26 protein-coding genes are annotated in these 23,731 nt (G+C 42.4%); 3 read left to right on the forward strand and 23 right to left on the reverse strand.

Annotated features, from left to right (window positions below):
* Nucleotides 1-374: 374 nt before the first annotated feature.
* The 8 genes from MUP17_10895 to pth are packed head-to-tail and all read right to left on the reverse strand — an operon-like array spanning nucleotide 375 to nucleotide 4,215.
* Nucleotides 375-593, reverse strand: a complete 219-nt coding sequence (locus tag MUP17_10895) for a hypothetical protein (GenBank protein MCJ7459486.1) — start codon at nucleotides 591-593, stop codon at nucleotides 375-377.
* A 42-nt stretch (nucleotides 594-635) separates the two neighbouring features.
* Nucleotides 636-1,481 (reverse strand): ATP-dependent sacrificial sulfur transferase LarE, encoded by an 846-nt coding sequence (gene larE / locus MUP17_10900; protein ID MCJ7459487.1) that lies wholly within the window; start codon nucleotides 1,479-1,481, stop codon nucleotides 636-638.
* Between the two features lie 35 nt (nucleotides 1,482-1,516).
* The gene (locus tag MUP17_10905; protein ID MCJ7459488.1) at nucleotides 1,517-2,002 is read right to left on the reverse strand and encodes a bifunctional nuclease family protein; all 486 of its coding nucleotides are present in this window, start codon (nucleotides 2,000-2,002) and stop codon (nucleotides 1,517-1,519) included.
* Nucleotides 2,003-2,043: 41 nt separating this feature from the next.
* A complete protein-coding gene (gene rplI, locus MUP17_10910; GenBank protein ID MCJ7459489.1) occupies nucleotides 2,044-2,496 on the reverse strand; it encodes a 50S ribosomal protein L9 in 453 nt (150 codons plus the stop codon).
* A gap of 13 nt (nucleotides 2,497-2,509) precedes the next feature.
* The gene (gene rpsR / locus MUP17_10915; GenBank protein MCJ7459490.1) at nucleotides 2,510-2,746 is read right to left on the reverse strand and encodes a 30S ribosomal protein S18; all 237 of its coding nucleotides are present in this window, start codon (nucleotides 2,744-2,746) and stop codon (nucleotides 2,510-2,512) included.
* A 21-nt stretch (nucleotides 2,747-2,767) separates the two neighbouring features.
* Nucleotides 2,768-3,211 carry a single-stranded DNA-binding protein gene (gene ssb, locus MUP17_10920; protein MCJ7459491.1) on the reverse strand — a complete coding sequence of 148 codons (444 nt, stop codon included), beginning with the start codon at nucleotides 3,209-3,211 and terminating at the stop codon, nucleotides 2,768-2,770.
* Between the two features lie 33 nt (nucleotides 3,212-3,244).
* On the reverse strand, nucleotides 3,245-3,598 hold the full coding sequence (gene rpsF, locus MUP17_10925; protein MCJ7459492.1) for a 30S ribosomal protein S6: 354 nt from the start codon (nucleotides 3,596-3,598) through the stop codon (nucleotides 3,245-3,247).
* A gap of 11 nt (nucleotides 3,599-3,609) precedes the next feature.
* Complete coding sequence (pth, locus tag MUP17_10930; protein MCJ7459493.1) at nucleotides 3,610-4,215, reverse strand: aminoacyl-tRNA hydrolase; 606 nt, start codon at nucleotides 4,213-4,215, stop codon at nucleotides 3,610-3,612.
* 226 nt (nucleotides 4,216-4,441) lie between these two features.
* Here pth and MUP17_10935 point away from each other — a divergent pair, with 226 nt between their 5' ends.
* The 3 genes from MUP17_10935 to MUP17_10945 all read left to right on the forward strand — a co-directional run bounded on the left by MUP17_10935 (nucleotide 4,442) and on the right by MUP17_10945 (nucleotide 8,701).
* Nucleotides 4,442-5,494, forward strand: coding sequence for a hypothetical protein (locus tag MUP17_10935; protein MCJ7459494.1), 1,053 nt, complete (start codon nucleotides 4,442-4,444; stop codon nucleotides 5,492-5,494).
* 337 nt (nucleotides 5,495-5,831) lie between these two features.
* Complete coding sequence (locus MUP17_10940; GenBank protein ID MCJ7459495.1) at nucleotides 5,832-6,917, forward strand: hypothetical protein; 1,086 nt, start codon at nucleotides 5,832-5,834, stop codon at nucleotides 6,915-6,917.
* 77 nt (nucleotides 6,918-6,994) lie between these two features.
* Nucleotides 6,995-8,701 carry an N-acetylmuramoyl-L-alanine amidase gene (locus MUP17_10945; GenBank protein MCJ7459496.1) on the forward strand — a complete coding sequence of 569 codons (1,707 nt, stop codon included), beginning with the start codon at nucleotides 6,995-6,997 and terminating at the stop codon, nucleotides 8,699-8,701.
* A 177-nt stretch (nucleotides 8,702-8,878) separates the two neighbouring features.
* Here the strand turns inward: MUP17_10945 and MUP17_10950 are convergent, their stop codons facing one another.
* The 15 genes from MUP17_10950 to MUP17_11020 all read right to left on the reverse strand — a co-directional run.
* Nucleotides 8,879-10,579, reverse strand: a complete 1,701-nt coding sequence (locus MUP17_10950; GenBank protein ID MCJ7459497.1) for a hypothetical protein — start codon at nucleotides 10,577-10,579, stop codon at nucleotides 8,879-8,881.
* 240 nt (nucleotides 10,580-10,819) lie between these two features.
* On the reverse strand, nucleotides 10,820-12,217 hold the full coding sequence (locus MUP17_10955) for a sugar transferase (protein ID MCJ7459498.1): 1,398 nt from the start codon (nucleotides 12,215-12,217) through the stop codon (nucleotides 10,820-10,822).
* Between the two features lies 1 nt (nucleotide 12,218).
* Nucleotides 12,219-13,775 carry a capsule assembly Wzi family protein gene (locus MUP17_10960; protein MCJ7459499.1) on the reverse strand — a complete coding sequence of 519 codons (1,557 nt, stop codon included), beginning with the start codon at nucleotides 13,773-13,775 and terminating at the stop codon, nucleotides 12,219-12,221.
* A gap of 22 nt (nucleotides 13,776-13,797) precedes the next feature.
* Nucleotides 13,798-14,490 (reverse strand): hypothetical protein, encoded by a 693-nt coding sequence (locus MUP17_10965; protein MCJ7459500.1) that lies wholly within the window; start codon nucleotides 14,488-14,490, stop codon nucleotides 13,798-13,800.
* Nucleotides 14,491-14,502: 12 nt separating this feature from the next.
* A complete protein-coding gene (locus MUP17_10970) occupies nucleotides 14,503-15,603 on the reverse strand; it encodes a glycosyltransferase family 4 protein (protein ID MCJ7459501.1) in 1,101 nt (366 codons plus the stop codon).
* The gene (locus MUP17_10975) at nucleotides 15,600-16,322 is read right to left on the reverse strand and encodes a hypothetical protein (protein ID MCJ7459502.1); all 723 of its coding nucleotides are present in this window, start codon (nucleotides 16,320-16,322) and stop codon (nucleotides 15,600-15,602) included. Before MUP17_10975 ends, MUP17_10970 begins: the two co-directional genes overlap by 4 nt.
* A gap of 14 nt (nucleotides 16,323-16,336) precedes the next feature.
* Entirely contained in the window at nucleotides 16,337-16,948 is a 612-nt protein-coding gene (locus MUP17_10980) for an HAD family hydrolase (protein MCJ7459503.1), read from the reverse strand.
* Entirely contained in the window at nucleotides 16,941-17,594 is a 654-nt protein-coding gene (locus tag MUP17_10985) for an SIS domain-containing protein (GenBank protein ID MCJ7459504.1), read from the reverse strand. Before MUP17_10985 ends, MUP17_10980 begins: the two co-directional genes overlap by 8 nt.
* A gap of 15 nt (nucleotides 17,595-17,609) precedes the next feature.
* Nucleotides 17,610-18,593, reverse strand: a complete 984-nt coding sequence (locus MUP17_10990) for a hypothetical protein (GenBank protein ID MCJ7459505.1) — start codon at nucleotides 18,591-18,593, stop codon at nucleotides 17,610-17,612.
* Entirely contained in the window at nucleotides 18,580-19,293 is a 714-nt protein-coding gene (locus MUP17_10995) for a sugar phosphate nucleotidyltransferase (GenBank protein MCJ7459506.1), read from the reverse strand. The genes MUP17_10990 and MUP17_10995 overlap by 14 nt, the downstream gene beginning before the upstream one ends.
* Nucleotides 19,281-20,240, reverse strand: a complete 960-nt coding sequence (locus MUP17_11000) for an NAD-dependent epimerase/dehydratase family protein (GenBank protein MCJ7459507.1) — start codon at nucleotides 20,238-20,240, stop codon at nucleotides 19,281-19,283. Before MUP17_11000 ends, MUP17_10995 begins: the two co-directional genes overlap by 13 nt.
* Before the next feature lie 8 nt (nucleotides 20,241-20,248).
* Nucleotides 20,249-21,328, reverse strand: a complete 1,080-nt coding sequence (locus MUP17_11005) for a radical SAM protein (GenBank protein ID MCJ7459508.1) — start codon at nucleotides 21,326-21,328, stop codon at nucleotides 20,249-20,251.
* The gene (locus MUP17_11010) at nucleotides 21,321-22,562 is read right to left on the reverse strand and encodes a glycosyltransferase family 4 protein (protein MCJ7459509.1); all 1,242 of its coding nucleotides are present in this window, start codon (nucleotides 22,560-22,562) and stop codon (nucleotides 21,321-21,323) included. The genes MUP17_11005 and MUP17_11010 overlap by 8 nt, the downstream gene beginning before the upstream one ends.
* A 180-nt stretch (nucleotides 22,563-22,742) precedes the next feature.
* Nucleotides 22,743-23,390 carry a class I SAM-dependent methyltransferase gene (locus MUP17_11015; GenBank protein MCJ7459510.1) on the reverse strand — a complete coding sequence of 216 codons (648 nt, stop codon included), beginning with the start codon at nucleotides 23,388-23,390 and terminating at the stop codon, nucleotides 22,743-22,745.
* Nucleotides 23,384-23,731 (reverse strand): glycosyltransferase (locus MUP17_11020; protein MCJ7459511.1); only part of this gene is annotated, 348 nt, incomplete at its 5' end. The genes MUP17_11015 and MUP17_11020, both read right to left, overlap by 7 nt.

The following is a 23,731-nucleotide window of genomic DNA, read 5'->3' on the forward strand; positions in this document are numbered from 1 at the left end:
AAATATATTCCGCGAAAATTCTCCAGCCTGGATGGCTTTTCAAAAGGGGAAAGCAGAACTCCATTTTTGTCCATGTAAAAACTGCGATATTTTCCCCATTCCATCTTTCGGGTATTGAAAAAAAATTTCACCTTTAGGCTATCCTCGGATAACTCATAGGTCGTCGGCAAAAAAAAAGTGGAAAGAGACCCCAGCAGAAAAATAATAGAAAGGAAGAGGAAGAAAATGCTTTTGGTTGAGAAAAAGACTACAGTCGGCGCAAGGATGAGAAAAAGCACAACTATCAGAAGGTTTTTCCTGCTTTTCTTCAATGGATGGTCAATCCATTTTAAAACTTGGCCAGGGCTCGTAAAGTTTTTTTCGGCTGCTTCCATCTATTCTTTTCTATCCTCTGGGGTTTTATATCTTTCCTTTCTTATCTTGGCGATCATCTCCATAAGCTCTCTGGGGTCGATTAATTTCTTTTTGACCAGAAGGGTAACCAGCGCCTCCTGGGCTAAGTTGTTGGATAAACAAAGCTCCTCATAAGTGATCTCTTTCCATTTGCCGTCAAAAAATATCTTCAGGGCGACTTTCTTTTCTTTTTCATCCAAAGCTTACTTCCTTTTTCCGAATCTGTCCACAGGTCAGTTGACTCAAATGAGACTCAAATTCGAGGATCCTGCGGATAACACCTCATTCATGCTTCCGGTTCTATAGCCTAAAAGGTCCAAGGTTACATAGGAAAACCCTAAACCTTTTAATTTCAGATATACTTTTTTTCTCAAATCCTGAGTCATCAATTTCTTCAGCTCTTTTGCTTCCAATTCGATCCGGGCAATACCCTGATGATCTCTAACCCTTAATTGTTTGAAGCCTGAGCTTCTCAGGTACTCTTCAGCCTTCTCAATCCGGTTCAGCTTTTCGAGAGTGATGTTCTCACCATAAGGTATCCTGGAGGATAAGCAGGCAAAAGCAGGTTTGTTCCAAGTAGGAAGATTTAGCTTTTTAGAAAGTGCCCTTATTTCCTCTTTGGTAAACTCTGATTCCAGAAGAGGACTTCTCACTTTCAATTTATTTATGGCTTTTCTGCCAGGCCTGAAATCGTCCCGGTCTGAATAATTTGAGCCATCCAGCACATAATCGATTTTATTTTCTTTAGCTATTTTTTTCAATTTTGAAAAAAGCTCTAATTTGCAGTAGTAGCATCTATTAGCCGGATTTTTCCGGAAGCTCTTGAGTTTAAGCTCAGAGGTTTTGATTATCCGATGCTTTCCATCTAAACCTAAATCCCTTGCCAGGTCAGAAGCCTCCTTAAGCTCTGCGCGAGGATAGGTTTCTGAATCAGCAGTAACAGCTAAGACATTATCCTTTCCCAGAGTATCCAGGGCTACTTTCAATAGAAAAGATGAATCCACGCCACCGGAAAAGGCGATCAAAACCTTTCCCATTTTCTTAAGGGATTTCTTTAAGGATTCGAATTTTAGTTGAGTCGATTTCATAAAGAAGAACCCCGTGAGGATAAAATAAAAAAGTTTTAAAGGGAATATCTTCCAAAATCTTCCGGATTAATCCTTCTCAGCCTTTCCCTTAAAGATTCCGCATCAGTTACCCCGGGAGTTTTCCCGTCCCCTTTTTTCATCTGGAAAAGCTCATCTGCCACGTAGATTTTTACTTTGGCTTTTAAAGCTAAGGCAATGGAGTCAGACGGGCGGGCATCTATCTCCTTTATCGTGCCGTCCATCTCCACATAGATTGTGGCATAAAAAGTCTGGTTGACCAGTTTGGTTACCTCAACTTTGAGGATTTTGCCGCCTAAGGACTCGATAGAAGACTTCAAAAGATCATGCGTCAGCGGACGGTTGGAGGAAAGCCCGGAAAGCTCCATACCGATTGCCCAGGCTTCAAAATGACCTATCCAGATAGGTAGAAGAAGCTCCTCTGAATCCAGAGGAGCCAGGATGATAACCGGTGAGTTGGTGGTCATATCCAAAGCCAGTCCATTTATCTTTACCTCTCGCATATAGACTCCTTGTCCTTTCTACAAATCCAAAGAACCAGAGACTACTCCTCGCCTTGTTTGACCACCCAGAGCTTTAAATTCGCCACCACATCGCCGTGGATTTTTACCGGGACCGTATAAACTCCCAGAGCTTTAATCGGCTCCTCTAAGTCTATTCTTCTTTTGTCGATCTCAAACCCCTGCTCTTTCAAAAGCCCGGCTATATCCTGAGAGGTGACCGAGCCGAAGACCCGGTCTTCCTCTCCTACTTTGACCTCTGCGGTTATGGAGATTTTCTCCAGGTCAGATTTCAGTTTCTCCTCTCCCTTTTTCTTTTTTTCATCCCGGAATTTTTTCTGCCGGGTGACCTCCTCGATTGAGCTTAAATTTCCTTTAGTGGCAGGAATAGCCAGATTTTTGGGGAAGAGATAGTTCCGGGCATAGCCATCCTTGACCTGGATGACCTCCCCGCATTTTCCCAAACTCTCCAAATCCTCTTTCAAGATTATCTTCATTTTTTCCAGCCTTTTATCTATAGATCTCGGTGGTGAAAGGAAGAAGGGCTATATGCCGGGCGCGCTTTATGGCGATGGTCATCTCCCTCTGATGACCTGCGCAGTTCCCGGTTATCCGCCTGGGAATTATCTTTCCTCGATCGGAGATAAATCTTCTTATCAGCCTTTCATCCTTATAGTCGATTATCTTCGACTTGTCCTCGCAAAAGCGACAGGTTTTTTTTCTTTTTCTTTCCAGATCGTCAAACATACTTTTAGTTTTTCCTCCTTCTTATAGGTTATCCAGAGTGCTTCCCAGTTCAGATAGGTTATCCTCTCCTGGAAACTTAAAATCAGGGAAAGTGGTTTCACCTACTGGTACAGTCTCCGTTTTCTTATCCAGAAACTGAACCTGGAAAGCCCGGATCTCGATTAAATTCCTCTTAGTGCCGTCATCATTTTCCTTGAATCTGCTCCTCAGCTCCCCCTCCACTAAAACTGCGCTCCCCTTTTTCAAAAATCTGCTACAGCTTTCGGCTAACTTCTGCCAGGCTACAATTCCTATGAAACAGACATCCTCCTTGCTGTTGCCCAAATCGTCTTTATATTTTTTATTAGAGGCGATCTTGAAATTAGCCACTGGTACACCAGTCGAGGTGTAGCGCAGTTCCGGGTCCCGGGTTAAATTCCCCACGATCAAAACCCTGTTCAGATGGGGAAGTCTGGTATTGGACATCTGACAACCTCCTCTATTTTCCGGTCCAAAAGCTTAGATTTTTGTCTTCTCTTTACTTCCTTCAGCGGAGGAAAGCTCCTTATCTTTTTCCGAAGGCTTTTTTTCCACTTTGACCACGTTTAAAAATCTAAGAACGTTCTCGTCCAGCTTGTAATAGCGGTCAAGCTCACGGATGAGAGCTGTAGGACCCTCGAAATGGGTTATGACATAGTATCCTTCCAGCTTTTTCCTGATGCGGTAAGCAAGTTTCCTTAAACCCCAGCGGTCGGTCTGGATGATTTTACCTTTATTGTTCTCGATCAGCTCTTCTACCTTTTTCACCTCTTTATCCAGAGTCGCCTCATCCAGGCCCGGATCCAAGATAAATGCAGTCTCGTACTTTCTCAAATCTCACCTCCTTAAAGTCCTTCTGATATGCTTCTGTCAAAATCCTTATTAAACCTGTTCATACTTTCTCTTACGCCCAAAATTATCGAACTTTCTACTGCTTGTGACCCCCTTTGAATTAACTCTTCTACGCTTTTTTTTTCTTCTTTTTTAAACCTTTGTAAAACGAAATCCTCCAAATCTACTCCTTCAGGAGCTGGACCTATACCCAATCTGAGCCGTGGAAACTCCTCGGTTCCCAGTTGGTAAATTATCGACCTTAGCCCTTTATGTCCTCCATCGCTCCCCTTTTCCCTTATCCTTAAACTGCCAAAGGGTAGGGCAACATCATCACATATAACAAAAAGCTCAGGCGGAGTCAAGTTGAAAAATCTCAAGGAGTCAAATACCGCCTGACCGCTTGCATTCATGAAGGTCAAAGGCTTTAAAAGGTAGACTTTTCTTCCCTCAACTTCAATCCGGCAATGAAGATACTCTCCTTTTCCTCCTTTGAACTTCGTCTTATGTTTTTCTGCTAAAAGGTCAACAACCCGGTAGCCTAAGTTGTGTCTGGTCTTCTGGTAACTTTTTCCCGGATTACCTAATCCCACTACCAATCTCACCATTCTTAAATACAAAATCTAATGTAAAAGGCACAAAAAATGAATACCAAAAATTATGGTAGACTATAAAATAGGAGTAAATTGGGGTTTGTCAAGAGGAATTGGAGGGTTTTTTTGAGTTCAAAGCATGATATTTGCATTCCATTAATTGTTTTTCTTGGACTATTCTACTTGACAGGATTAAGTATGCGATTATATATAGGACAGTATACAATCCGACTTTTTCCTCAAGGAGAGAAAAATGAATAACAAAAAGCTTGTTTTAGCTTTAATTGGATTAGCTTTGCTTTTAGCTTTAGTATATGTGGTAGTCCAGAGTCAGCAGCCTAAAAAAACAGAAGGAACCGCAGAAGTCCCCGTCCCAGTTGCTAATTTTGAGACCATTTTAATTGGCAAAGGAGGTGCTAAATGGTCTCCAGATGGAACTAAGCTTGCTTTTATTTCTGAAGATGGGGGGCTTACTATTACTGATGCAGAAGGAAAAGGCGAAATCAAAAAAGTAGCTCAAAGGAACTTCGGAACCTTTGATTGGCTGGATTCTGCTACTTTCCTTGCTACTTCGAGTGAATACAAAGAGGAGAATGGGAAGAAAGTAGCTGAGATCTGGAAGATGAAAACCATTAGCACAAATGGAAGGGAAAGCCTGATAGTGGAAGACATTGCGCCATATCGTCAGGAGCATAATATTTCTGTCCCACACTTTCTGAAGGATGGAACAGTGGGGTATTATGAGGGACGCTTTACCCTACCTGGAAAGGATAAGATTTTTAAGGTAATTAAGAAAGGCAAATTAAAACCGCAGGATGCAACGAAAGAATTGAGAGCGGTAACTAGGGGAGATATCTGGTTAGAAAGCATAGATAGAACCATAAAGAGGAAAATTACATCTGGAACTTATTACAGAGGTGCTCAGCTTTCTCCAGATGGATCGAAGATCATGACGAAAAACAGTAGAGGTGATATCTTGATTCTTGATCTTGAAGGAAGGGTATTGAATTCTCTTGGCACAGGTGTTTATGAAGGATGGTCGCCTGATAAGGGGACAGGGGAACAGGCGAAATGGTCTCCAGATGGCAAACAAATTGTTTATGCGTTGAAAGTACCTGGAGGCGAAGATGGGCAATTTATTGTAGCTTCTGAATTATATATTGTAAACTGGGATGGAACTGGAAAAACACAGATCACGAACACTCCGGATGAAATAGAATCGGACCCAACTTGGTCTCCGGATGGGACTAAGATACTCTGTGGATCCCTTGAAACAAATAAAATATTTGTTATAAAGGTGAAGTGACAATTTTTTAAATCTTTCGAGAAGAGGGGAGGAAAAGATGAAAAGAATATATATAATTTTTCTGACCATGGTGATATTGGTTTTCGTTGTTCAGTCCTCTCTGTTTGGTCAGTTGATTCAAGTATGTATTGATCCAGGGCATGGAGGGTCTTCTGCAACTAAATATGGAAATATGTAAGGGTGGATACTATCTACCTGCTTAGTTCCATATTCGAAAAATGAATATTAGTAAAAATATCTACAAATAGCAAGAAAACACTTGACAAATCGGAATTATTCGACTTTTTGTTAATAGGTTCAAATTATACTTAAATCTTTTTCCTGAAAGGAGAGAAATATGAATAACAAGAAGCTTGTCTTAGCTTTAATTGGACTAGCTTTGCTTTTAGCTTTAGTATATGTTGTAGTACCGAGCCAGCAAGCTAAGAAGACAGAAGTGATAGTTCGAACCCCGTCCAGGATCACTGGATTTGAGATCATTGACATAGGGTCAGGCAGAGCTCCGAGGTTTTCTCCGGATAGTAAAAAGGTTGCATTTCTAAGTGGTGGATGGCTTTGCCTTGCCAATTCGGATGGGACCGGCCAAATACAGAAAATAGGACTTATTAAAGCAACGGATTTTCAATGGATGGATGATAGCACATTGATTTACTGGTGGCAAGATCTTCGAACAAACGAAGAGATAGTTGGTTCGGTTAGTCTTAAAGGTGAAAAGAGTCCATTAACAAGCAGTCAAGAACAAACTCAGATTGAGTCGCATCCCATCTTCCTACCAGATGGCACTATAGGCTTTTATAAAAAGGGGGCGATTGAAGGAACAGAAACTTTTAAGGTCATAAAAGAGGGTGCCTTACCACCTGATTCTGCTCTCAAGCAGTTACAAGCAAAGATAGCTTTTGAGAATGCTTATGTTATGTATGGTGATATCTGGCTGGTTAGCGTAGATGGTGCTATTAAGAAAAGGATCACTACTAATAAGAGATTTGCGTTCCCTGAGCTATCGCCAGATGGAAAGAAAATCTTAGCACATAAAATTCCCGGGGCAGACCCATACCTGGGACAAGGAGATTACGTAGTCGACCTTCTGGGAAATGAAACTTACATTGGAGACCCTGACAAAAAAATCCCGGTGACGGATTTGAAGGGTAGAGTTGTAGCGTCCCGCTGGGCGACCGAAGCCTCAGTAGAAGCAAAATGGTCCCCTAATGGATCAAAAATAGTTTATCTGTATCAGAGGACAGCGATAGATGTGGAGGATATCGACGCTTCAGATATAGTGATAAAAAATGCTGATGGGACGAGTAGGTTCCAGATGGAAACAACAGATGAGATGGAAGAGGAACCTGTTTGGTCGCCTGATGGGACTATGATTGCATGCCAGACCTATAAAACTAATAAAATTCGTATTTTTAAATTAAAATAAATCTTTAGGAGGGGTGAAAATGAAAAAAATCAGCAATATTTGGGGTTTTATCTGTTTTATTAATAACGTTTTTTGCCATGAAAAATTCTTATTCGAAAGAGTATGAGATTTTAGAAGATACGATTTTTACCAGGATCCATGATATTTGTATAGACCCAGGTCACGGTGGGCCAACTGCACAGCAGTATAATAACAATGGTGACGGCTATGGTACTTTAGGATGTGGTAATTATTATGGGGATAGCCTGTCTGAGCAATGGGTGAACCTTCAAGTTGCGTGGAAGTTATTAGAACTTATGCATGGTTATTTATGTCCAGAATATGCATTTCAAAGGGTCGTCATGACAAGAATTGGGGAGACTGACATAGAACAACCTCCGGCTGGATGGCGGTGGCGGGTCAGAGTAAGTAGATACGGAAACGCAGGTAGGGCAGTTAATGAATTTATTTCCATTCATCATAATGGTTTTCAGACTATGGCTGATCAACGAGTAGAGACTTGGTGGTGTAATTGGCCGCAAACAGATGACAGTGGTTTTGCAAGGGATACTTCTAGTACTCTTGCTTGGAAAGTAAGCACTAAAATTTATGACTACTTTAACGCTGATCAACAATGTTATGAGTGTTACAAAAATCAGGGTGCAGGCTTAAAATGCTATGATAATTTTGTCTTGCCGAAGGTTGTATCTACTCATGTGCTAACAGAGGCTTCTGATATACACTTACACTGCGATGAGAGAAGTTTATTCGAAGATCCAAACGGCTGGCATGCAAGGGTTGAGGCTAACGGAATATTTGAAGGATGGTGTAGTTACAAGAGAAATGCTGGTTTTGTTACAGTCAAAATTCACGCTTTAACAGGCGATGATGGATGGGTATTCATTTCACCTCCTCAGCAGAATGGAGCTTGGTTTAGTTCTCCGTACTACAGTGTGTGGAGAGACGGTGAGACCTGGCGAGTAGATTTTCCATACCGGGTGTCCATGGGTGGGGTTGTAGACACTTTTCATCACCTGCGAGAGTTGGAGAATGGGATTTATTCTACGATTTGGAGTATTATCTACACTGTTCCCCAATGTAGCACTCACACTATAATTGGCTACTACAAAGGCGGCCCTTTTTATGCTAATCTTTACTGGCCGGATGGTGGGCAGGAGTGGCTGGTAGGGAATTCGGAGGTGATCTGGTGGCAAGGAACCGACTATGGGCTTGATTCCACCACTTTGATCGATATTTTTCTGGACAGGAATAGTGGGCAGAATGGCTTTAAAGAGACCCTTTTCACCGACATACCCAGAAGGGATTACCTGGCTGTAGGCTGGGAAGTAACTGGACCGGCTTCAAAGAAGTGTAGAATAAAAATAATAGCCCATGATTGCGTGGACAATACCGCAACAGATGTAAGCAGTTATGATTTCACTATTAGGTTTCCGAATATCGCAGGAGATGCCAATACCGATGGAAGCGTCACGGTTGCCGATGTGGTTTACCTGGTGAATTATTTTTTTAAAGGAGGTCCTCCACCTGACCCTTTGTGGAAGGGGGATGCGAACGGCGATTGTAAGGTAAACGTTGGAGACGCGGTATATCTGGTAAGTTATCTTATGAAAGGGGGTCCAACTCCGATTTGTAAAGATAGTTGCTGGGGTTGCATGCGGGCTTTAGCCAAAGATGATGAAAAGCCTTATACCAAAGCCCCATCCTTTTTAGAGAAAATCTTCAAAGGCAATAAGGAATCCTCAGAGAAAAGAATTGAATCTGATTTTAAGTCGGATAGCAAATAATATCCCGCCTTGAGGGCAAGGCGGGAATACCGATACGCCCTTACTATTTCGTAAATAAGAAAGGGCAGAACAATGTCCTGCCCCTACATTTTCGGGCGACCACAATCTGCTGGTGCGGGAATACCCCCGCCTTTGGACGGGATCTTGACGACAATTCCCGCACCAACGAGTAGAATGTTATTTCAACTTAAATGACTTCCACTGGCTGAAATATCTTTGGCCGTTGCTGTCGACTAACTCCATAGCATAATAATAGGTTCCTTTTTTCAGGCTCTTGCCGTTGTACCGGCAGTCCCAGATGATTCCTGAAGAGGGGATACCTTTTCCTTCCACCGTCTTTAACAGGATCGGCTTCAACTGGTCGATTTCGTAACCGGAGGGTTTATCCTGGCAGATATAAAGCCTCCAGTAATCTATCTGTTCCTCAAAATCCGGTTTTAGCAAAAACATCAGGGAGCGGTTTCTGCCTGAGGATAACTCCTCAACTGAGGAGGAAAGACTTAGGGTCTGGTAAGTCATTACCCCTACGGGCTTTTTCTCCTCGATTTTCCTTTCAGGGAGAATCTCTGGATTTTCAGAGGGGATTACCTGAGCAAGCTTCTGCTCTTCGACCTTCTTTTCAGGGACGATTACAGGAGTTTCAGCAGGAGTTGCCTGGGTTAATTTCGTCTCTTCTGCCTTTTTTTCGGGAACGACCACTGGTTTTTCAGGAGCGATTACTTTAGCCTGCTTTTTCTCCTCTGCTTTCTTTTCAGGAACGATTACCTTTGGCTCAGTCGCTGTTGCAGGAGGAGGCACAACTTTTTTCTCTTCCTTCTTCTCAGGAGGAATTATCTGATTCTTGGATGCTGTTACAGGTGGTGCAGCTAACGTCTGGATTTGAAACTTTTTTGCTGCCTCTTTTCGAGCATATTCATGGTTGTTCCCATTTTTTCCTCCAAAAGCGATACTTAAGGAGACCCGGTGGTCCCCGGTCGAACTCTGATCGCTTTTATAAGGATATTTCTGGAAACTGTAATCCAACTGAAAGGTCTGGCTCCCTCCATTATATCTTAAGGATAATCCGAAGCTGGGCTGTTTTATGTCCTGCTCAAATTGTTTTCCAAAGGTATATCCGCCTCTCAATCCAAAGCTTACACTATTTCCGGTCAAAATCCATTCCTCAATCCCCAGAGAGCTTAAAGTATAACTCTTGTTTTTAGGTTTAGTAGAATTTTTCACCCGGATATCCCATGCCAGGATGGTCGAATACCTTTCCATATCAAAATGGTAGGCAAACCCTATTTTCCCTTCCCTGATCGCATACCCTAAGGTGTCGCCATTATCCGGGATCATATCTGTGGCTAAAAGATTCTCCACTGCAGCTCCGACTGAGAACTTGGGCGAAAATCTATAAAACAAGCCTAAATCAAGGTCAACCCCTTTCTTCTTGCCGTAATTTGAATTGTAAAGGAATTTTCCGTTAAATCCCAGGGAGAAATCCTGGGCAAGCCATCCGGCAAGACCGACGATTCCAACGTTATTAGTTACCACATTGGTCGGGTTAGCCAGAGAACCTTTCTGGCTTCCGCCCAGGAAAAATCTTAATTTGTCATTTAAAGGATAGACTCCGACTCCGGAAAGAAGGTAAGGGTTTTCATTTTCTCCCAGGGTGAATTTAGATATCTTGTCATACATAAGATAGATCTGGGGTTTTTCCAGCTGGGCAATTCCGGCTGGATTGTAAAAGACCGCACTGGGGTCATCAGCCAGCCCCACAAAAGCCCCCATTCCGGTTGCCCTGACTCCATACCCTAAATTATCATAAGAATATGCAAGACCAGACCAGGCAGTGAACATAACTAATAGAGAACAGAATATCATTTTCCCCTTTTTCATCTTATCTGCTCCTCAAAAGAAAGGTTTTAGATTTAAAAGACTCCTTTTTTTAATATCGGAAGATAGTCACTTTTTGATTACTTTATTTTTGTAGAGGAGGGGTTTATCCCCTCCCGTTTTTTTTCTTTGCTCTTCGTCTATTTGGACGAAGATAGGGACGTTGGTCAGGAGACCAACGTCCAGCGAGATTTATCTAAAGGTAAACCTAAAGGTTTATACTCCAGTCCTGATTTCTCAAAGTCAGACCCCGCTTCCGGAAAGAACTGCGGGGATTGTTTTGAGCAAGATCTTGAAATCCAAAAACAAAGACCAGTTATCTATATATTCTAAGTCCAGCTTCATCCATTTCTCAAAGTTTATCTTGTTTCTGCCGTTCACCTGCCAGAGACAGGTCAGGCCCGGTTTCATACATAGCTTTCTTCTATGCCAGAGGTCGTAATTGCTAACCTCGCTGGGCAGAGGAGGTCTGGGACCAACCAGGGACATATCTCCTTTCAGAATGTTGAAAAGCTGGGGCAGTTCATCCAAGCTTGTTTTCCTCAAGAATCCCCCCAGTCTGGTAACTCTGGGGTCCTCTTTTATCTTGAAGACAGGTCCATCCATCTCGTTTTTATTTAATAAACCTGGTTTGAGCTCTTCGGCGTTCTCTACCATAGTCCTGAATTTATAAAGTATAAACTTTTTACCGTTCAGTCCCACTCTCACCTGTTTGAAAAGGACTGGACCCTTAGAGCTAATCTTGACCAAAAGTGCAGAGATCAGGAAAATAGGGGACAAGAGGATTACCATGAAAAAGGATAAGGTTCGATCCAAAATCTCTTTAGCGATAATAAACTCATCTTTTTTTGGACCGGAGGAGAAAAGTATGAGCGGTTTTTCCTCCAAGGTCAAAACCTTCTGTTTGCATAAACCGTTCGGGAAATAATCAGCTAAAATACAGGTCGAAACCCCCATTTTCTCGCAGATGTTCAGGCTTTCGTCAATCAGGTTCAAAAATCTCCTTGTCACAGCATAAACTATATAATCCAGATGGGAATTCTTGATGATCCGGGGCAGGTCCTTTAAAGTTCCTATCACCGGTGTCCCGGAGACTAATTCTCCCTTTTTGGACTCTTCCCAATCCAAGAGACCTAAGATTCTAAATCTCCAGTCTCTATTCTCTTTCACCTTCTGGATGAACTCTCTGGCAAGTGAGCCGGTGCCCACTATCAGGATGTTGGAGAGATGGTTTCCGTTATGATATTTTACGTTCAGAAAAAGCTTCATGCCTCCTCTCAGGACTGCCAAGGCTAAGAGGTCTATCCCGGCGAACAAAGCAATTACCCTTAAGCTTTCATTCAAGGAATTTGCTGCAAACAGGGCAAATAATAAGAGAGTGGTACTTTTCAGAAAAGGATTAAGAAGATTTGCAAATATCCGGGTTAAAGGTATTTGCCGATATTTATAGGTTTTTCGATCAGTCAGGAAAAAGAAACTCCAGATCGGAAGAACAAAAAGCAAAAGCTCCCGGATAAAGCCACTCTCCACAATTTGATTCTGACTGCACAAGTACAGGGATAGATATAATGCTGTGATAGTGAGAAAAAGGTCCCCCAAAAAGTGCAATCTCCTATAGAAAAATTCATTTTCCTTTAGCATATTACCCCCCTATCTTTTTTGCCAAGTGGTAATGAATTAAAAGTGAAAATCTGGTCAACTTTTCATCTCTTCCCGGAATATTCCCTGCATTGGACACTTTGGTTAAATCGCCAGACAGGTTTGCCCGGAACAGATTCCGATAGTTGTAGCTCAGGGAAAGTTGATAGGTGTTACTGTTTTCTACTGTGCCGCTGGGGAACTTATCTTGATAATCTGGATTAAGCCAGGGCTGATTCCACGAGGAGCTGATTTTCCCCTCTCCTTTCCTTAAGTGGTCCAGCGAGATCTTTGCCTCTAAGTTTTTTTTCAAGTACCCACTAAGAGAGAAATGAAGCTCATCTGTATCTGGCCCTAAGGAGTTTCCGATGATTCTATGCTTGTAAAGATACCTGTTCCAGGGGTATTTCTGGTTATAAGTCCAGTTGTTTATCCTGAGATACTCTAAATTCAGCTCCGTGCCTGTAAGACCAAAAAGGTCAACGGCTTTTGTACCCAGAGAATAGGCGATCTCATTCGGCTCTTTATCCGAAGAGTTTTTCTTCTCTATCTGAAAATCGTCTATCAAAAGTTCCCCGTAAAGAAGGATTTTTCTAAAAGGTGTAAAATTGAAATCGAATCCTAAGAAAGTGTTATCGTCTTCACCCTCATTCAACTGGGCACCGTGGAACCACAATAAGGGATTCAGGTAATAAAGCTCAAACTGCCTGTTCTTACCTCCATATACGACCGTCTCCGAAAAGCCGATCTGGGCAAACTCTTTTATCCTAAAGCTCAAGCGATGAGCTGAAAGATATCTTCGAGCCTTGCTTATTCCGGTGCTGTCAGCATATTCGACAGGGTCGAGCTTGGTGAAAAATGAGGTCGCCTTGAAAAATCCCCATTTCCCTTCTATTCTCAGCATATCCATCGGAGGTGAATCAGGTGACAAGATTAGAGAGGAGAGACGACTCTGGCCCCAGGAAAGATTGTCCCGACCTAAGAATAGATTAAAATAAGGCAGCTTGAAGGAAAGATAAGCCTGCACTGCATCCCCGGCAAAACCTTTCCATATCTTACCAGTGTAGAGAGAGTCTTTGGCTAAGCCCTCATCAATACTGTAACGACAGATCAAAGAGAATTTGTCTCCGATATCTGCCTGGATATAAGGGAGGAAAGATTCATAGAAGATAGATCTGCTCCTGGAGAGAAAACGACTGTTTTCCAGAAAATCTGCTCCGAATTTCAATCTCTTTTTATCGCCTAAGTTTTTCATCTCTGGCTCGAATTCTAGTTCTAATTCGGACAGCAGGTAATTCTCAAAGGAATTCAATTTGAGCTCCTGTTTTTCCATCTTTGCCTTCAAATTCAAGAGGGCAGAGGCAACCTCTCCCCGGTAATAAGGCTTGGTTCCCGAATGAAGCTCCTTCAAATATCCCCTCAGATATAGCTTATCTGTATACTCGTATATCCAGGCATAGCTTTTATCTCCAACCGGCACAGTCTCCATCTGTCCAGCCCGGATTGGTGGTTGGTGGATGGTTAATAGTATAAAGAATAGAAAAATTAGTCTCTTTTTCATTTTCATGTAGAGATTAATAATCTTAATTTTTTATTTCTCCGTTCGCCCAGCCAAAATACAAATCTATTCCACTAATATTCTTTGGCCCCACTAAAGAATCTTGCTCTGCTTTTAAATGGAATAAGTCTAAAAACTCACTGTAATCAGGAAATCCCTTAGGATGGTCTGCTGGGCTAAAAGAATGAATTAACATCAAAGCATTTTTCGCTCCAAACCTTTCTGCCTCAATTACTGCAGATGCTGTTCTATGTAGAAGTTGATAGCGAATATGATTGATTTTGTCGTTTTTCAGTCCTAACTTGTTAAGCAAGAAATCGAGTCTTTCCTTTTTTCCTCCATAATTTTCTTTAAGCCATTCCCCTACAGTTGGTCCAAAGGTTTCCGATACTTTTCCTTCTACTGTTATTGAGATTAGTCGGTTATCCCCCGTTGCCAAAACAAAGATATCGTTCTGTGAAGGGTGCTCTCCACCTGGCAACACCACTTTGTATTCAGGAAGTGCCAACAATAATTCAATATTTTGAAATAAACCTATCCCAGATTTATTAAATGCCCTTCTCACCGACTCTGGAAAATCATTTTTTTCTGTTTCTTGCCAGCAGGATGCCAGCGCTTTAGCTGAATGCCCATTCTTCCAATGTTCACTCTTTGCTAATAAAGATTTCCAATCTTCTGGTTTATTAGCACAAATGCCAGAAACAAAAATTTTATTCATAACATTATCCTCCTACTTCTCTTCCACACACTCGATAAAAAGTTTTTCTAAATCCTCTGCGGTTTTGTCCCAGGAGTATTTAGACTTTACATAATTGCTTCTTTTATTTCCTCCGTTCTGGACTGCTTCTTTGTTGCTCAAAAGGGAGGTCAAATTTTCTCTCAGGTCTCTTACGTCTTTGTTTTTGAAAGTGAACCCCCATTTTCCCATTGCCTCCTTGTTCTCAGGGATGTCAGATGCCAGAACGCACCGATCGTAACTCAAAGCCTGTAGCAGAGCCTGAGGGACACCCTCTATCTCTGAGGGTAGAACGTAGAGATAAGCATTGCTGAAAAGCTCCTCCAACACCTCTTTTTCCACAAACCCGCCAAAAAGGATTTTTTCGCTCTTATAGGCGTGAAGCTTTTTCAAATAATCTTCTGAGAAAAAGCCGTTTCCTGCAACGAAGAGCTTATAGTCTGTGTCCAGATCTTTAAAAGCTTCCAGAAGGTAATGACACCCTTTTTCCGGGACCAATCTTCCCAGAAATAGAATGAATTTATTCTTTTCCAGCCCATATTTCTTGATCCTCTGTGACTCCCTTTGATTCGGAGGGTCGATTCCGGGAGTGACTTTGAAAACTTCCCTTTTGAAATTTTTCTCCAGGTAGTTTTTCAGCTCTTCAGAAATAGTCGCTAACTTATGGGGGAAAAAAACTGAGGGATACTCTGCCAGCCTTAAGAGAGATTTAGCTAAAGGACCCCATTTTTTCCTTTTCCAGTCCAGACTGTGTATGGTTACCACCACCTTGGTTTTGCCTTTTAACCTGGGTAAAAAGGATAAGGAGGAAGGTCCGATGCCTTGATAGTTAACAATATCGTAATCCTCAGACAACGCGTCCAGGCTGGAGAAAAAAGTATGGGAGATGGCGTCTAAGTGTTTGGTCTTTATGCTTTTAATCTTTTTCAAGGTTACTCCCTTATACTCCCCTTCGATTTGAGTATAGTACGGTCTGCAGTAAACTGTTACCTGATGCCCCTTTTTCGAAAGCCTCAGCGCCACTTTCTCGGTAAAATCCTCAATCCCTCCGTAGGTGGCAGGTATCCCTTTTTGTCCAATAAAAGCTATTTTCATACTTCATTCGCCAGGGCAAAGGTCAGCTTTCTTGCCGGGATCTCCTGTTCCAGCTTTATCAATCCCTTCTCCTTCATCTCTTTCCAGATGGAGTTGAACTCTTTTACGGTCTCCTCGGTTTTCGGGTTCCGGGTCATCTTCTTCAAAATCGGGAAAGGAACCGTGACTATGTCTGCTCCGGCAAGGAAAGCTTTATTTACGTCAAGGATGGTTCGGATGCTTCCCACGATCAGCTTAGTGCCTATGTTCAGCTCCTTATAAAGAGCAGAAGTTTCCTTTATGACTCCTACAGGATCATACCCCATGTCTGAAATTCTCCCGAAGAAGATGCTGGCATAAGAAGCTCCAGACAAGGCGGCAAGGATAGCCTGATTGGTTGCCATAATCGCAGTGACATTGGTCTTAACGTTCTCATATTTTTCAAGCTGAGCAACTGCTTTCAGACCTTCTATCCCCATCGGTATTTTGATGATGATATTCTCGTGCCAGGAGGCATAGATTTTAGCCTCGTCCACCATTCCCTGGAAATCCTCTTCTGTTACCTCAACGCTTACTGGTTCTTTGACTAACTCCACAATCTCTAAGATCTTGTCTTTGAAGGAATACCCTCCCTTTTCATTGGACATAATCTTGGGATTGGTGGTTGCCCCGGTAATACAGCCCCAGGATAAAGCCTCTTTTATCTCCTGGATATTAGCAGTGTCGATGTAAAGTTCCATCTTTTACCCCCTTCCTACGGATCCGTTTCTCGGATTTTGGTTTCTATATTTTCTATGAGTTTAACTGCCTGATAAAGATTTTCCGCCATAAAATCTGGCCTGGTCTTTTTCTCCTCTATCAGCTTACACAGATCACATTTATGATTACCTAAAAGAAAAGTTGTGCAGCCGGCAGATTTCCCTGCCTGGATATCAGTCAGGGAATCTCCGATCAGATAAGAGCTTTTTGGGTCAATACCCATCTCTTTTGATGCCTTAAGGATTAACCCCGGCTTTGGCTTCCTGCATTTACAGATCTTTTTGAATCTTTTATCACCTCCCTGTGGATGATGCAGACAATAATAAATTCCGTCTAAGGATACTTTCTTTTTGGCTAACTCTTTATTCATCTTCTGGTCAATCTTCCAGAAGTTTTTCAGGCTCAGATGTCTCTTGGCCACACCTGGCTGGTTAGATGCCAGAACAGCTTTGAAACCCAGCCGGTTAATCTTCTTCAAAGCCTTGTCAACTCCTGGCAGAAGCTTGAATTGAGAAGGATGAAACGGAGTATCCAAAACCCCTATGTCCTGATGATAAACTATCTGGTTGATGACCCCGTCCCGGTCTAAAAAGATCGCCCTATTCATATTCCTCTATCTTTTTTCTTAAACAGTTGGTGATCAGATGCTCCATAGCTAAATGGAAAGATTCAACCTGAGGGGTTGAGTTAGCAGGTATGACCAGACATTCATCCGCTACATCTTTCATCGCGCCACCATCAAATCCGGAGAATCCGATCAAGGTAGCCTGGTATTCCTCCTTTGCCACGAGCATAGCTTTAAGCAGATTCTGGGACCACAGGCCTGCTTTATCCTTTCCAGACCCTCCGTGAACGGAAAAGGCAACCAGGTAGTCTTTCTCCTGCATCAAATTTTTGAGCTGTTCCGAGAACAAATTGTCAAAACCGTTATCATTTACCAGTGCGCTCATCAGCGGGATATTGTCATTCAAACAGATTACCCTGAACCTCTTTTTCCCTTCCACAATAGTGCATTTTGCCAGGTCACAGGCAAAGTGGGTGGCAGTTGAAGCTGAGCCGCCATTTCCCATCACAAAAATGGTCCTTCCTTCTTTCCAGGCGGAAAAAAGCAGCTCTACGATTCGGTCGATTCTCTCCCTGGAGAGCTTGCCTATTATCTCCTTCATATCCTCTAAATAGGAATCGATAAAAGCATGATTATTCAGCTTTTTTTCGAATGCCGGAGACCGGATTAAAGTTTTTTCCGCTATCATTTCTTTCCCCTCTTTTTAGATGTTTACCAGGACTTTTGAGCCATCAAAATCTAATCTGAATCTCATCTCTTTCAATTCCTCCTGTTCCATTTTCTTTCTGAACCCGTTTTTCCCGTTATTGCAGAAAAACATAAAGAACCCTCCGCCTCCTGCTCCCATCAGCTTTCCTCCCAAAGCTCCATTTTTTTTAGCTATCTCATACCATTGGTCTATCTTATCCTGGGTTATTTTGTCTGAAAGAGTTTTCTTGATTTGCCAGTGCTGGTCTAAGAGTTTTCCAAAAGTCTCCAGATCCTCTTTTTCAAATGCCTCCTTTATCTCCAGTCCAATCTTCTTGATCTGGTGCATTCCCTGGATTATTTTTTCCTGATTCAGGCTGGCATTTTTATTCTGAGAACTCAATACCTCTGAAGCAGACCTTTTTATCCCAGTGTAGAATAGCAAAGTGTTGCTCTCCAACTGGTCTAAAGAATCCTCTGACAATTTCAAAGGGGTCGTTTTAATGCTCCCTAATCTGTCAATCTCCAAGCAGATAATGCCTCCGAAAGCGGCTGCATACTGATCCTGTTTTCCGATCGGCTCCTTCAAAAGCTCGATCTCGATATAGCAAGCCTCCTCGGCTAAATCCTTAGCATTGACCTTTTCATTTTTGTAGGTATGAAGAGCGTTCAGCAGGCCTACTGTGAAAGAAGATGAGCTTCCCAATCCCGTATTGGACGGGACGTCAGCTATAGAGGTGATCTCGATTCCGGAATCTACTTTCAAAAGTCTTAATGCTTCTCTGACGATCGGGTGTTTGATGTCGTCGACCGAATCAGCAATCTCAGTTGAAGAATAACTCACCCTAATGCTTTTTTCAAACCTCTTGTTCACCGTGATGTAGATGTACTTATCTATGGCGGCGCTGATTAAAAACCCGCCATACTGGGTATAGTAGGAAGGAAGGTCTGTCCCTCCTCCACCCAGAGGTATCCTTACCGGCGTTCTAGTGACGATCATGGATTTTCTCCCCCTTTTCTACCAAATTTTTGAATTCCTCTAACCCCTCAAAAGAGCCTATCTGGTAAAACCTCTGTTTTACTTCATAGGCTGACATCTCCTCTTCGGAGATGAGAGTTCTATAGAGTTCCTCTAAGTCATAAGGCTCCTCCTCGGGCACCAAATTCAGGACCTCTTTTTTGAGAATTGAAAGCCCGGCATCTATATATTTTAAGTTTTCGCCCTGAAGGGTTTTATCATAAAGCTTTATCATGCCGTCCTGGATTAAGAGGTTACTTTTATCAAATCTGTTTTGATTCCTATAAGCGACCATCAGGGAAAGCTTGACCGAATCCCTGAAATGCCTTTCAATCTCCTGATAATCGTAAGGGAGATAGGAGTCCCCGTACATCAAGAAGAAATTTTCACTTAAGAGCTTATAGGCTTTTTTCAAAGCGCCTCCAGTGCCTAAGAGTTTGTCTCCATCAAAACTGTAAGAAAGAATCACCCCGAATTTTCTGCCATCTCCAAAATGGTCTTTGATAAGCTCACCCTTATATCCTACACATAGGAGCACGTCTTTTATCTCATACTCCTTTAAAAGCTCCAGTTGATATTCCAAAAAAGGTCGTCCCTTTATCTGAAGCATCGATTTGGGTAATTGCAAAGTCAGAGGCCTCATCCTGGTAGCCAAGCCTCCAGCTAAGATCACCATCTGCATACTTTTTCCTCCAGTATCTCCTGAATTAAGCTTTTTATCGTGCTCAAAACCGCCTGCTCAGAAGAGAGGGTCGGTCTCCAGCCTAATTTTTTTATCTTTTCAATATTGAACCTAACCTGCGGCACATCCCCTTTCCAACCGCGGTCTCCTCCGGTAAATTTAAACCTGACCTTTTCCAGTCCCATTTCTTCAGTCACCATTTTAGCAATGGTTTTAACGTCAGTTGTAGACTCACACCCTAAATTGTAAAGGTTCACCTTTTCGCAAGAGTTTTTCAACCCGAAAAGGATTCCCTCCACGCAGTCTTCTACTGATAGATAAGGTTTTTCCTGTGTTCCATCTCCCAAGATCTCCAGTTCTTCAGAATTCTTTTTGAGGTTATGGATGAAGTCAAATATCACTCCGTGGGTTCCCCTGGGACCAATGATATTGGAAAACCTGAAAATCCAGGACTGCATCTCAAAGGTATGGCAGAAAGCAGAGATTAAGCCCTCGCAGGCGAGTTTGGCTGCGCCATATAAAGAAATGGGCAGAACCGGACCATACTCTTCAGGCAAAGGAACCACCGGGGTCTCCCCGTAGATTGTGCCGGAAGAGGAGAAGACAATCTTTTTTATTCCATTCACCCTCATCGCCTCCAGAACGTTATAAGTAGCTAAGGTCTCCTGTTTCAGATCAAGAGTTGTATCTTCGATTCCTAAACGGGCATCTGGATTGGCTGCTAAGTGAAGGACTATGGTATGACCTTTCATCGCCTCTTTTAAATCCTCTAAGTCTAAAAGGTCTTTCTGGATGAAAACAAAGTTCTGCTTGCCAAAATGCTGTGAGATGAACTCAATCTTCCCAGAGGAAAGGTTATCATATACTGTAACCTCACCTTGGTGGATTAACCTGTCCACCAAATGACTCCCGATAAAACCTGCCCCGCCGGTGACGAAATAGCGCATTTTTTCTCCTAAGACTCTGTTAGCTGGCAATATATTTCTTCTTTCTCTTTGATCTCTTCTTTTTCAGGGAAATCCGGAATCTCGCTCACATCCCAGATAATATCTTTTCCTAAAAGAAGTCTTAGCTTATTCTTCAAAACCCAGATACCAGGCTTCAGAAGATTTTTTCTCATTGCCGGTCTGGAGGTTCCTACCATCCAGCAGTTCTCTGTGCATTTTGAGACTTTCCGCCTGACGTTCTGTGCTTGCAATCCGCTCCAGACCTCCTCAAAACTTTTTTCTTTTATATTCCCCATTGATTCTTTTAAGGCATTACAGGGATAGATTTCCCCATAAGGATCGATGAAGACTATATCCGTTCCTGCGCCGCAGGGAAGGAGCCTCTGGTCGCCCCGGATGAAATTTATAAATCCCCGGTTCAAATAGGCCCGGAACCAGTCTTTGACTCTCAAGGAATAATTTCTCCGCTTTGAGAGGAGTAATTCCCGGATAAAATTTTTAATTTGGTTTATAACTTCAGTTTTGTCCTCAATCGCATTGTAGGGTACTCTAAACTGCCAGGCATCGTGCACCACGCACTGGCTGAACTCAACTCCCATAGAAGCACAGAGATGATATAAGTCTTCCAGTTCTTCTGCATTTCGATGGGAGATGGTTATGGCAAAGCCGATGTCTTTTATCCCTGCTTGTTTGAGTCTGAGCATACTCCTCATGGCCCGGTCGAAACCGTTTCTTATGCCGCGAATCTCATCATTTTTCCTGGGCAACCCTTCCAGACTTATCCTTATCCGGATATCCGGACGTTTTCTGGCAATGGAAACCAGCTTATCGGTAAAATAGCCGTTGGTGCTGATCTCCAGATGCCCGGTCTTTTTGGAAAGAAGGTCCACCATCTCCAGTATATCCTTTCTCAGCGTAGGCTCTCCTCCACCCAGATTGATGCGGGCAAACCCTGGCGGAAGTTTATCCAGATCATCAAGGGTTATCTCCTCTTCCCTTCTGCTCGGATATTGCCAGATATGGCACATCTGGCAATGAGCATTGCATCGAAATGTCGGCATTATTGCCAGCTCAGTGTTTTTAAACATTCTTTGTCACCCCGTTTTTAATAAGGCTATCATACAAGCCTAAAAGCTTTTTATAATATTCCTCCTCTGAATATTTCTCCTCGACTTTTTCCCTTGCTGCCATTCCCATCTTCTCCGCCAAAAGCGGGTGGTGGTATAAATATTTTATCTTCTCCGCTAACTCCTCCACATTCTTTGGCTCGAAAAGAAGCCCGTTTATCCCATCCTCAATTAATTCCGGAACACTTCCCAAATTCGAGCCTATAACGGGCTTACCAAAAGCAAACGATTCCAGAATAGACATGGGGCATAAATGGTAAGCATGATTAGGGAATACCGTAAAAAAAGAGTTTGCAATAAGCTGGTTCAATTTTTCGCTGGTGACAAAATTCAGAAAGGATATATTTTCCAATTTTTCCTGTTTGACATAAGCGTCCAGGTATCTTCTCATTTCTCCCTCGCCGGCAACCTTTAATCGAACCTCGGGCAGATGCTTCATTGCCTTTATCAAAGTCTCGATTCCGTTTTTGTGCTCCAGTCGGCCAAAGAAGAGAATATAGTCCTGGCTTAGAAGCCGAGGAGAATACCCGCTTACTGATATGTAGTTAGGCAGATAAAAAATCTTCTCTTCAGGTACTCCATATTTAATGAATCTGTCTCTTGAAAATTCGCTTAAGACTATAAACGCATCCACGCAATCCTGATAGATTTTCAAAAACCGGTGAAAATACATCTCCAAAGAACAAACCAGGCTCTTCCAGTATGAGTCTTTCACGCATTTATGGATTACGGCTTTGTAAAAATGTTTTCCTTCACAGCTCTCGCAAGGGTCCCCGTTCCGCAGAAAAGTATAATTAGGGCAGAGGAGTTTGAAATCGTGCAAAGTCATAACAACCGGGATATTCTTTTTCTTCAAGACCGGCAATATGGAAGGGGAAATCTGGTGATAGATATTATGCAGATGAGCTAAATCCGGTTTTTCCTCCACTAAAAGGAGTTCCATTTTCTTTTTGGCTTCCAAGGAGTAGAACATATTCAAAGCCATCCTGGTTTTGTCAATAAATGAGCTTGAGCCGTTGTAATCCACGTTGCAGACGAAGTATCTGGAATAAGGCGTGGCAAGATTTTTAGGATGCTGCATAGAGAACAGAATAACTTTGTCCCCCAGAGATTCAAGCTTTTCCTGATACTGCAAAATGACCTTCTCCGGTCCACCGCTGGGATGATAATATTTGTTTACAAATAAAATCTTCATATCATTTTCTCAAACTTTGATTCAGGATAAGCAAATCGAGGAAACTTCAAGTTTCCCTCCCTGGTTTTGAAAAAAACCGACTCGAAAAAATCAGCGCCCCCTGATGTTCTTTCGGAGAGAGTAAACCCCCACTGATTTCTTATATCGGCACTCATCTCATTTACCTTCATACTTTTGCCCTCAATTCAACAGTAAAATCAAAGTCTCAGACAGATATCTCATTAAAGGTTTTTCTTCAATAATTTTCAGATTAGCTGAATTTATCTCTTCTTTTAAATCCTCTCTGGAAACAGGAAACCAGGGAGATTTATCTCCGGTGAATGATTTCTTGATTTTCCTTTTGAGATTAGCAATCGGCTCAGAGAGATAATAAGCCGCAATAAAAGGACCTTTCGTGACTCTCTTCATCTCCTTCAGAATCTTTACTCTGGTCTCTGGTGGGAGATGTCCAAAAAGCCGGATGCAGGTGGCGCTGTCAAATCGCTTCCCCTCGAATGGTATCCTCTCCGCCTCTGCCTGCTGAAATCTGATTGACTTTCCAAAACGTCTCAATTTTTCTATGGCAACTTTGAGCATCTGGCTGGAGATGTCTGTCCCGCATACTTTGTAACCGCTGGACAATAGAAACTCAGCTATTCTTCCGGTTCCACAGGCTAAATCTAAAATCTGGCTTCCCGCCGGGAGATGCTGCAGCAATTCTCCTATGATCTTCTTCTCTCTTGCATCCAGCCACTTTCCTTTAAGGCTTTTAAACCTTCGCTGGTCGTAAGTCTCAGCGGCCTGTTTGAACTGGTAAGCAGTTTTAGCCGGATAGGATAACTCTACCATCTGTCACTCCAGAATTTCAAGTAATCTTTAGCGATATCTTTTAAGTTATAATTTTCCTTGACCCATTTCTTTGCATTGACTGATACTTCCTTGAACTGATTCTTATTTTCCGCAACTTTTTCTATTAAGCTCTCCAACTCCTGATTAGATTTAGCTACAAAGCCGGTCAGATTGTGCTTGAGAACCTCATCTGTTCCCGGCGCCTGGGTGCTCATAACCGGGATCCCTTTTACCATGCACTCTATCCAGGACAAAGGAGGAGCTATGGTGGATTTCGAGTTTTCTACTGGGGCTAACAAAAGGTCAATCTTATCCAGAAGTTTTAAGAATTCCTGATGGTC

It is taken from the genome of Candidatus Zixiibacteriota bacterium (assembly GCA_022865345.1).
GTDB lineage: Bacteria > Zixibacteria > MSB-5A5 > MSB-5A5 > RBG-16-43-9 > RBG-16-43-9.

Coding starts and splice junctions, on each gene's coding strand:
- larE (MCJ7459487.1), bottom strand. CDS start 1,481: ATGAAATCGACTCAACTAAAATTCGAATCCTTAAAGAAATCCCTTAAG.
- MUP17_10905 (MCJ7459488.1), bottom strand. CDS start 2,002: ATGCGAGAGGTAAAGATAAATGGACTGGCTTTGGATATGACCACCAAC.
- rplI (MCJ7459489.1), bottom strand. CDS start 2,496: ATGAAGATAATCTTGAAAGAGGATTTGGAGAGTTTGGGAAAATGCGGG.
- rpsR (MCJ7459490.1), bottom strand. CDS start 2,746: ATGTTTGACGATCTGGAAAGAAAAAGAAAAAAAACCTGTCGCTTTTGC.
- ssb (MCJ7459491.1), bottom strand. CDS start 3,211: ATGTCCAATACCAGACTTCCCCATCTGAACAGGGTTTTGATCGTGGGG.
- MUP17_10935 (MCJ7459494.1), top strand. CDS start 4,442: ATGAATAACAAAAAGCTTGTTTTAGCTTTAATTGGATTAGCTTTGCTT.
- MUP17_10940 (MCJ7459495.1), top strand. CDS start 5,832: ATGAATAACAAGAAGCTTGTCTTAGCTTTAATTGGACTAGCTTTGCTT.
- MUP17_10945 (MCJ7459496.1), top strand. CDS start 6,995: ATGAAAAATTCTTATTCGAAAGAGTATGAGATTTTAGAAGATACGATT.
- MUP17_10950 (MCJ7459497.1), bottom strand. CDS start 10,579: ATGAAAAAGGGGAAAATGATATTCTGTTCTCTATTAGTTATGTTCACT.
- MUP17_10955 (MCJ7459498.1), bottom strand. CDS start 12,217: ATGCTAAAGGAAAATGAATTTTTCTATAGGAGATTGCACTTTTTGGGG.
- MUP17_10960 (MCJ7459499.1), bottom strand. CDS start 13,775: ATGAAAAAGAGACTAATTTTTCTATTCTTTATACTATTAACCATCCAC.
- MUP17_10965 (MCJ7459500.1), bottom strand. CDS start 14,490: ATGAATAAAATTTTTGTTTCTGGCATTTGTGCTAATAAACCAGAAGAT.
- MUP17_10970 (MCJ7459501.1), bottom strand. CDS start 15,603: ATGAAAATAGCTTTTATTGGACAAAAAGGGATACCTGCCACCTACGGA.
- MUP17_10975 (MCJ7459502.1), bottom strand. CDS start 16,322: ATGGAACTTTACATCGACACTGCTAATATCCAGGAGATAAAAGAGGCT.
- MUP17_10980 (MCJ7459503.1), bottom strand. CDS start 16,948: ATGAATAGGGCGATCTTTTTAGACCGGGACGGGGTCATCAACCAGATA.
- MUP17_10985 (MCJ7459504.1), bottom strand. CDS start 17,594: ATGATAGCGGAAAAAACTTTAATCCGGTCTCCGGCATTCGAAAAAAAG.
- MUP17_10990 (MCJ7459505.1), bottom strand. CDS start 18,593: ATGATCGTCACTAGAACGCCGGTAAGGATACCTCTGGGTGGAGGAGGG.
- MUP17_10995 (MCJ7459506.1), bottom strand. CDS start 19,293: ATGCAGATGGTGATCTTAGCTGGAGGCTTGGCTACCAGGATGAGGCCT.
- MUP17_11000 (MCJ7459507.1), bottom strand. CDS start 20,240: ATGCGCTATTTCGTCACCGGCGGGGCAGGTTTTATCGGGAGTCATTTG.
- MUP17_11005 (MCJ7459508.1), bottom strand. CDS start 21,328: ATGTTTAAAAACACTGAGCTGGCAATAATGCCGACATTTCGATGCAAT.
- MUP17_11010 (MCJ7459509.1), bottom strand. CDS start 22,562: ATGAAGATTTTATTTGTAAACAAATATTATCATCCCAGCGGTGGACCG.
- MUP17_11015 (MCJ7459510.1), bottom strand. CDS start 23,390: ATGGTAGAGTTATCCTATCCGGCTAAAACTGCTTACCAGTTCAAACAG.